This is a genomic window from Vibrio sp. 10N.222.48.A3, from assembly GCF_041475345.1.
Taxonomy (GTDB): Bacteria; Pseudomonadota; Gammaproteobacteria; order Enterobacterales; family Vibrionaceae; genus Vibrio; species Vibrio tasmaniensis_A.
On sequence record NZ_JBFRVX010000613.1, the window covers coordinates 1 to 6676 of the forward strand.

Genomic DNA, 6676 nt, shown 5'->3' on the forward strand with positions numbered 1-6676 from the left:
TATTAATATAGTTGATATTTTTAGTTTATTCTCCTTAGATCGTTTTACTTTATTTAACGCTTCTTTCGAAAATTCAAAGATAGAGGGAACATAATGGATAAGTCCGAGCTAATATTAAAGACCACTAAGGAATTAAAAGACATAGCTGAATCAGGGGCTAATAAAATTGCATTGGCCATGCAAGAAGCAAAAAAAGCTAATTACATAATTTAATCATTAAGGTCGCCTATATCACCGTAGTGACCGATAAATAATTAGTGGTGGTAATTATTTCCTATTGTTAGTATCGGGTTTATTCTTTTTAAAACATTTAATGACTTAACGCTCAATAGCGACCGAGGGATTCATGAAAAAGACTAAAAGAAATTTAACTCTCGCTTCTATTGTGATCGTAATTATAATTATGCACAGCCAAAGAAATACGAAACCAAATTTTACTTTCCCGGAGTGCGAAGAAGAAAGAAGCGTTAATTCCAATGTCACCTTTTATATTGATAATCAGATTGGTAACAAGGAAGAGTTAAAAGGCAGATTGCAAGAAGCGGTAAAGATGTCTAATACGATACTGTCTAACTCATGCATCCCTATAACTCGTGTGTTCAAGGATAGCCATTCTGTATCAATATCTCATGACAGTATGTCTATCTCCTCTGTGCATTCAGACCTAAAACAAGCAATCAGTTCTTCGAAGGTAAACTCGTTTTTAGACGCTCCAAAAGAGCAGTACGTTTTGGTTTTAAGTGATAATCATCCATTGGTCATCGAAGAGGAGATTAATGGGATGACAATGGTTAACTTGAACGACAGCTTTGTACTGCTTGCGGAGGACTTCCCGATTACCGTGCTAGAACATGAGCTAGGACATTTAGGGTGGGCAATGCATGAACGGCCTAACTCTGAAAGTGGAGACTTTTGGATCATGGAACAGGTCTTTGCTGCAAATAGAAGTAAAGTAAAACCTTATTCTGGAGCTTTTCATTGTTCTAACTACGGGACAGTCATGAGTTATTCTGAAAAGGTTGTCCCTGCTTATTCAAGCCCTCTGATCAGCAACAACGGTGAACCATGTGGTAATGAAGAGTACGCGGACAATGCCAGAGTTATGCGCGAGTATGCGAAAACTTTGCAGTGAAGTGTCCACCTCTTCATCGTTAGAGCAGAGGTTGTTGAATGCTCCCCTAGTAAATGCACTGTATCAATATATTTTTTGTTCTGTAGTGGCTAAGTGAATTTGACCACTATTAGGGGTTTTGCTGTACCTAAAGGGCTCTTCTCCGCTTAGATGAGCTTGATTTCTGGGTAAATGGTAGAGTGAGTTTCTAGGATTGAGGTTTGTCTAATCTTCAATTTAAAGTAATCAGTATCCCTTACTCCTCGGGCTCGCCGTCTAAGAAGACCTATCGATACATTCCCTGCTTCCACTCGGGCATTCGTCAGCTTATATTTTGCATAATTGCAGATCCCAACTCTTCTCTCCCAAAGCGCGTCTGCGAAGTTGATGAGAGATAAGATCCTCGTCTTTTTAGCAAGCTGGCACCACGCATCAAGAGCTGCGATCATCAGGTCAAAATTACGTTCATCCCATAAGGCTTGAAGCTGCTCTTTGAGCATATAAATCGTACAAAGAGTCTTATTGCTTTCAAGTAAATCATCTAGCCTATCTGACTGCTTATCGCTTAATTTCGGCGCATTTTTGAGGAGTAAAAATAGCGTCCCTTTAAGCATTTTCTTCTCGTCATGTGTTCCTTTCCTAAACGCTTTATTACGCTCTTTCCTTATCAGAAGAGAGTAGTTCTGCATAACGTGAAACCGGTCAAAAACGATGTCTGCATTCGGAAGAGCGTTTCTCACTGCTGATTGGTAAGATTGCCCCATATCCATTGATACCGCTTGGATGCCGTCTCTCGTTTGCGGTGATAATTGTTCAAAAAAGTTGATGAGTACGTTTGAAGTCCGCCCATGGTCAACCCAAATAAGTTGTCCTGAAACGAGATCATAAACGACGGTCATATAGTCATGGCCTTTAGCCCTGGCGACTTCATCAACGCCAATATGAACAAGGTTGGTCAACCTCTTAGGCTCTAAAGCGGGCAAGGTAGATAACAGAAATGCTTTATCGATATTTTTCACGGTTTCCCAGCGTATGTCTAAATGCTTAGACACTGCGTGGATGCTCATATAGCTGCATAGTCCACTAATAAAGTGACAGAATCTCTTGGTATAACGACTCCCCTTATCAACAAAATCAGTCGCTTCAACCAACCTTCGGCCGAGCCTATCTCTTGTCTGAGCCAATTCAATTTCTATAACGCAAGGGCGACCACTGACAGGTAAATCCGACAGGCGACGGTGAACATAGTGGTCGACTGTGCGCGGTGCTCCAGTCTCAGGGTCAACAACTTTACAGCGTCTATCTCGCTTGCATTTGACGAGTACTGAATGAGAGCTTTCTTCGAGCGTTACAGACTGTACGGATTGGCCTTTAAAGTTAAATAGAGCGGAAGATAATAACGACAAACTACAATACTGAGATATAAGGTGGGAAGCGATTATAAATCAATGTGTTACCGGTTTTATTGTTAATTTATAGACTCATCTAAGCGGAGAAGAGCCCCTAAAGTAATCCGTTAAATGCTAATTTAACAATACATATAACACGGAATTGTCCAGAGGCTTCATAGATCTGAAGCTTTACTCTTGGCACTTTCTTCAAAAAGTGCCAACTAGCTCAGATCTACCCGTGCGACGTGAAGTCGTATGAAGCGTTGTTCACCACGAAAGCGTGAACCATCTGTATCACCAGATGACCCTATGGCTCTGAATAAAGTAGCGAGCCAGACAATGTAACGAAGTCAAGTAACTACTTGGCGGGAAGTAAATCGTGAGAAGAACTTCCTCCTGACAACCACAAATCGGGTGAGTGCTAGGGAGTCAGTATGATGAACATATGTGAATCCATTTAGTGCGACATGAAGTCGTATGAATCGTTGTTCGCCACGAAAAGAGCGAACCATTTGTATCACCAAATGACCCTACGGCTCTGAATAAAGAAGCGAGCCTGACAATGTAACAAAGTCTATCTGATGGACGGGAACTGAATCGCGAGAGGAAGCTCCTCCTGATAACCACATAAATCGGGTAAGTGCTAGGGAGTCAGTATGATGAACAGAAGTGAATCCACGTCAGATGCGTAATTTCACAAGCAGCGGAAGTGGTTTAGACGCTGTAGCTAAATAAGCAACGAGAGTAGGAAAGAAGTTTGTGTGTATTCTTTCGTGATCGAAATGCTCTCCGCATTATAGTGGGCATCTACCCTGACATTACGGAACATGGTAAGCCTGTATCACTCCCTCTGGGAAAGCCTATGTGGCCGATAGTGATGCAGGTAAAGGAGGTTGGAGAAAGCGAAAGCTGGATTGTAATGATGCAGATACAGGCACATGCCTGATCACGAAAGTGAGCCCACTTCCAACTGGTCTCCCGTTGCGAGAGAGTTTGAAGAACTTTATTAAGGAAGAAAAGCAAATGATGATTTCGAACGAGATTAGTGCATCTTCTGACAGTGCACAATGGCAATCCATTAACTGGAAGGCTGTGGAGGCGCATGTCTTAAAGCTCCAAATGCGTATCGCAAAGGCAACTAGAGAAGGTAATCACGGTAAAGCAAAAGCCTTACAGTGGATACTAACCCATTCTCGTTCAGCAAAACTTCTTGCTGTTAAGCGAGTATCTCAAAACAAAGGTAGTAAAACGCCTGGAATAGATGGCGTGCTCTGGAATACAGATGCACGTCGCATGAATGCAGTGAATCAATTGAGTCGAAAAGCTTATCAAGCTAAACCACTCAAGCGTATCTACATCCCTAAAAAGAACGGTAAGCTTCGACCACTTGGTATTCCTTGTATGGCAGATAGAGCGCAACAAGCGCTCCACCTCCTTGCTTTGGAGCCTATCTCGGAAACAATTTCAGACCCAAATAGTTACGGCTTCAGACCAAACCGAAGCACTACTGATGCAATAGCGCAGTCTTTCTTATGCTTGGCTCAAAAGAAGGCAGCTAAATGGGTTCTTGAAGGAGATATTAAATCCTGTTTTGATAAAATCGGGCACCAATGGCTTCTTGATAACATCGCTGTAGACAAGCGTATGTTGGAACAATGGTTGAAGTCTGGTTTTGTAGATAAAGGGTTGTTTTATCGTACGGAAGAAGGCACGCCACAAGGTGGCATAATTTCTCCAACATTAATGCTAATCACTCTCGCAGGGCTTGAACAACAAATAAAGTCCTTGGCTCTTAAGAAGAAAGCAAGAGCCAACTTTATTGGATACGCTGATGATTTTGTTGTCACTTGTACATCAAAGGATGTATTAGAGAACGACATAAAGCCATTGATTACTGAATTTCTACTAGAAAGAGGTCTAACACTTTCCGATGAAAAAACACGCACAACTCATATTGATGATGGATTCGATTTTCTAGGGTTTAACCACAGAAAATACAAAGGAAAGCTACTCATAAAACCGAGTAAAACCAATGTACTGTCATTCTTAAGTAACTTGCGTAGACTCATCAAAACTCACGCAACGATCCCCGTAAATAACCTTATCAAAATGATAAACCCCAAAATGCGGGGATGGGCGAATTACTATCGCCACTGTGTTGCTAAACGAGTTTTCGGATACGTTGGACACCAACTATTCCAAGCATTATGGCTCTGGGCTATTAGGCGTCACCCAACTAAATCAAAAAGTTGGGTCACCCATAAGTACTTCATCAACCGAAAAGGCCAATGGCAATTTCACGGTTGGCAGAAGATAATGAATATGGATTGTCAGTTCAATCTATTTCAAATAGCCAAAGTATCAATAGAAAGACATGTGAAAATCCGAAGTGCCGCAACGCCATTTGACCCTCAGCACCAAGAATACTTGGCGAAGAGAAAATTCAAAAGGAAAGCTTTCTGCGAAGAAAGCCGATAGTGGTGCAGGTAGAGGATGCTGGAGAAAGCTAATGCTGTATTGTAATGATGCAGATACAGACTTATGTCTGGCACGAAAGTGAGCCTACTTCCAGCGGGTCTCCCGTTGCAAGATGATTTGAGGAACTTTATTAAAGGAGAAACGCAAATGATGACTTTATATAAAGTTAGTGCCTCTCCTAATGAACATCAACGCTACTCTTTAACCAGAATAGCTTTGGTCGTAAGTATTGAAGCTTCAAATGTGCATTGCAAAATCTGCCTTATTGGCAAGTGGGTGTACATAGTACGCCTTCGCGGAGGCTTGAGCCCAGTGCAGTGAAAGTTGCACGCTGGGTTCTTAGGAGAGCGGCACCTGGTAACAGGTGTCGCTTATCCGACCAAAATTGGTTAGTGATTTTACTCATTTATATCCTGTTCATGGGTTTTTGCCCTACTAGAAGTTATCCATTTTTCTAATACTGTTCGTCGTGAATTCCCGTGATGTATCAGGGGGCAAATTCGACTTGCCAACAATAATTTGCCTTCCCGCTCTACTTATTGATGTGATTTATCTGCACCCTCGTCTTTTCGGCCAAAGAAGCGTTATTTAAAGCGACGTATCAATACATTGGGGCCTATTTTTGCTTTGAGCGAGCAAGGGTGATTAGAGAAACGGTATGTTAGCTTGGCATTTACGCCTGAGCTTCAGTTGGAAACGGGCACTAGCGACACGTTTGTTTGTCACTATGATTGGCAAGACAATCATATTTGCAGTCTGATCTTACAATGAACCGTTTGAGGCTGCCGCGGGAATGCGGGCCAGCCTTGGGCGATGACGCTATCGCCCACTGCTACCGATTGGGTTATCGCTCGGACTTCACTGACTTGGTTCGAGTAACACGTGATCAAAAATCTTCTTAACGATGGGCGCACTATTGAATGAACCGCCACCGGCGTTTTCGAGGATCACCGTCACGACGATTTGCGGATCGTTGTATGGGGCAAAGCCGGTAAACAAGGCCAAATCTCTTAGGTGTTCGGGAATGTTTTCAGCATCGTATTCTTCGTTTTCTGCCAGACCGAAGACCTGACTGGTACCGGATTTCCCGGCGCTCTTGTAGGGAGCGTTTCGAAACACTTTTCTGGAGGTGCCTTTTTTACCGTGGTTCACCAAATACATGCCGTATCTGGCGAGTACCCAGTAGTTTGATGGTACACCTTCGATCGGCGGGAATTCGGTTGGCTCTTTGGCGGTCGACGCGTTGTGACCCGACACACTATCGAGCAACCGGATCGGTTTTTTTCGGCCATCATTGATTAGGATGGAAGTGGCATTGGCGATTTGGATGGGGGTAGTGGTCCAGTAACCCTGTCCAATCCCGATAGGGATGGTATCACCGATGTACCAAGGTTTATTGAAACGACTTCTTTTCCAATCTCTGGTTGGCATATTTGCCGACGTTTCCTCGAATATATCGATCCCGGTACTTTGGCCAAAGCCAAACATCATCATCCAATTGGAGAGTGAGTCAATGCCCATATCGTAGGCGATCTGATAAAAGAAGGTATTGACGGATTGTTCGATAGAGTGAGTCACGTCGACGCTACCATGGCCCCATTTGAGCCAATCGCGAAACGCGCGAGAGTTGCTGTTGGGAACTCGCCACGCGCCAACGCTGCGAATTTTGGTTCTCGGGGTAATGATCCCCTCATTG

The 6676-nt window shown here is 43.1% G+C and carries 4 protein-coding genes; 2 read left to right on the forward strand and 2 right to left on the reverse strand.

Going from position 1 to position 6676, the window contains the following annotated elements; translation table 11 throughout:
- Positions 1–346 precede the first annotated feature (346 nt).
- Positions 347–1132, forward strand: coding sequence for a hypothetical protein (locus tag AB4653_RS17080; RefSeq protein ID WP_017101220.1), 786 nt, complete (start codon positions 347–349; stop codon positions 1130–1132).
- 146 nt (positions 1133–1278) lie between these two features.
- Here AB4653_RS17080 and AB4653_RS17085 read toward each other — a convergent pair whose 3' ends face one another.
- Positions 1279–2517, reverse strand: coding sequence for an ISL3-like element ISVa7 family transposase (locus AB4653_RS17085; protein WP_102258469.1), 1239 nt, complete (start codon positions 2515–2517; stop codon positions 1279–1281).
- Positions 2518–3525: 1008 nt separating this feature from the next.
- Between AB4653_RS17085 and ltrA the strand changes: the two genes are divergently transcribed.
- Entirely contained in the window at positions 3526–4980 is a 1455-nt protein-coding gene (gene ltrA, locus AB4653_RS17090) for a group II intron reverse transcriptase/maturase (protein ID WP_102258468.1), read from the forward strand.
- Between the two features lie 858 nt (positions 4981–5838).
- On the opposite strand, the gene AB4653_RS17095 is transcribed toward ltrA, so the two are convergent.
- On the reverse strand, positions 5839–6676 hold an 838-nt coding region (locus AB4653_RS17095; protein ID WP_372104809.1), incomplete at its 5' end, for a penicillin-binding transpeptidase domain-containing protein.

Bases quoted from the DNA above. Each gene is read 5' to 3' on its own strand.
- AB4653_RS17080 (WP_017101220.1), top strand. From the start codon at position 347: ATGAAAAAGACTAAAAGAAATTTAACTCTCGCTTCTATTGTGATCGTA.
- ltrA (WP_102258468.1), top strand. From the start codon at position 3,526: ATGATGATTTCGAACGAGATTAGTGCATCTTCTGACAGTGCACAATGG.